This is a genomic window from Acinetobacter sp. YH16042 (assembly GCF_013417245.1).
In the GTDB taxonomy this organism is placed as follows: Bacteria; Pseudomonadota; Gammaproteobacteria; order Pseudomonadales; family Moraxellaceae; genus Acinetobacter; species Acinetobacter amyesii.
On sequence record NZ_VPEJ01000091.1, the window covers coordinates 1 to 2,102 of the forward strand.

The 2,102-nt window shown below is 38.8% G+C and carries 3 protein-coding genes; 2 read left to right on the top strand and 1 reads right to left on the bottom strand.

Annotation, left to right across the window (positions count from 1 at the left end; all coding sequences use genetic code 11):
- The first annotated feature begins 388 nt into the window (after positions 1-388).
- On the top strand, positions 389-580 hold the full coding sequence (locus FTV37_RS18050) for a hypothetical protein (RefSeq protein WP_000103613.1): 192 nt from the start codon (positions 389-391) through the stop codon (positions 578-580).
- Between the two features lie 138 nt (positions 581-718).
- A complete protein-coding gene (locus FTV37_RS17130) occupies positions 719-1,183 on the top strand; it encodes a very short patch repair endonuclease (protein ID WP_163146739.1) in 465 nt (154 codons plus the stop codon).
- Between the two features lie 23 nt (positions 1,184-1,206).
- Here the strand turns inward: FTV37_RS17130 and FTV37_RS17135 are convergent.
- Positions 1,207-2,102 (bottom strand): MvaI/BcnI family restriction endonuclease (locus FTV37_RS17135; protein ID WP_180064323.1); only part of this gene is annotated, 896 nt, incomplete at its 5' end.

Consider the following 2,102-nt stretch of genomic DNA (forward strand, 5'->3'; position numbering starts at 1 on the left):
AAGATATTGATATTTATAATTAAATAGGATGAGTCATTACTAAAATAAGAGGGTGAGTCACGGAAACTCAATAATTGATCTTAAGTGTTTGAAAAATAATATAAATAAACCGAGTCATAAAACAATCATAAGGAGTTTAATAAAAAACGTCAATTTGGTCAGTTTAATGAATTAGATAGGGCATGCTCGTGTGGCTTCCTCAGCCTTTTAAAAATTTTCAATGAAAGATTTTTAACCAAGTTTTTAAAGCCTAGAATTGAGTTCTTAATTTTAATATCAATAATTTATATTTCTATTTTCTACAAAAGTTTTCAAAATGGATCTTCTTCAATATTCAAGCTACGAAGTTTAAGAGAAGATAGTGAGAAATCTTATTCGAGGAATTGTGATGAGCACTCATATCACTACTACAGCAAATACAATAATGTTTCCGAAGGCTTGTACTCTTTGCCAATCAAGAAAAAATGTACAGCTTTTTGCAGGACTGTTGGTATGCGATCAATGCCAGGAAAACATCAAGCTCACGAATCCAGACACATTCTCGACCAATGATGAGATTGAACAGAAAGCCCAGGATTAACCTGGGTTGCGTATAAGAGTTTTTATGTTAAATATTAGCTAGACACGAGTACTTATAATTAAATGAAAAATGTGCAATATAAATAATATTGTTGAAGTTTTATTCTGTTAAGTTTCGAATATAGCTTAGGAGAGATAGATGGTAGACATTGTTGATCCATCTACACGCAGCCGTATGATGGCTGGAATCAAAGGTAGCAATACAAAGCCTGAATTATTAGTCAGACATTTGCTTCATAAAAAAGGATTTCGGTATCGTTTTCATGTAAAAGATCTTCCGGGAAAACCTGATATTGTTTTGCCAAAATACAGGTCAGTGATTTTTATACACGGCTGTTTCTGGCATGGTCATCAGAATTGTCATCTTTTCAGGTTACCGGCAACGCGGACGGAATTCTGGCAGGAAAAAATCTGCCGTAATCAGGCGAATGATTCCAGAGCTGTAGATATCCTGCGCGCTAGTAATTGGCGAGTCTGCATTGTCTGGGAATGCAGTATTCGGGGAGCCAAAAAAGATCCGGAAAAAGTAGTCAGTACAATTGCTGACTGGCTTGCAGGTGACAGACAGTTTCTTGAAATACGTGACACTCCAAGAGACAGATGATTTTTCAAGTAATACAGCCATACTTATTTATCTGATGACAGGTCAAGCTCCTTGTATTCATCATATAGACAAGCTGAATTGACTGCTGACACCCTGAACTGGTTGCGTTTTTTCTGTTTCCATTTGCCTGTATTCACATCTAGGGCATATTTGCATCCAGGATCATGAACCACTATTCCTGTCGCCAGGGCATCCAGGAATTTCTCAATACTTGCTCCTTTAGCCAGCGACACCTTTGGGCCAAACTGGTAATAGGTAGAGCCTTCAAGTTTGAGGTTAGTGTAGGAAACATAGCAGGTTTTGGTATGTTTATTCTTCCAGTGATTGAGCAGTTTGCTAAAGGTCCATCCAGCTGCAACTTCTCCATTGTCATTTTTCAGAAAATAGCCACCCTCGCTCAGGGTAATTTTCTTTTTCTCCAAATCATATCCTTCAATGAAAAGAGTCAGACATGTTTCCGGATTTCGGATTCCAGTCTGGTGTTTGGCAGTAAAGTAAAGCTGCTGCGGTTGCCTGCGGTTTGCATGGGTATTCATGAAATTTGCATAGCTGTCACGATAGAGTCCGATATCAGGTTCAGGAGTCATTAGGGTAGTACTACTTTTTGATGTTGTTGTTAGCTCCCAGTCACTGAAATCAGGACTGGCCTTTCCGTTTGGATTGATGCCGACTTCGCACTCGAGGGTGCAACGAGCGCCAGTAGGTGCCTCGTAGAAGATAACAGTACCGTCTTTGTCCAATCTTCTGGATCTTATTGGTCCCTTTAAATAGATATCTTTGAGTTTTCCAATCAGAAGCTCCTGACTGTCTGTAAGGCTAGAGTAGTATTCATAAAAAACTGACAGGACCTGTCTGTCTTGGTTCTGTTCGGCATATTCCTGAATTGCCCCTGAAATTTTCTCATCCCATGATCCTGTAT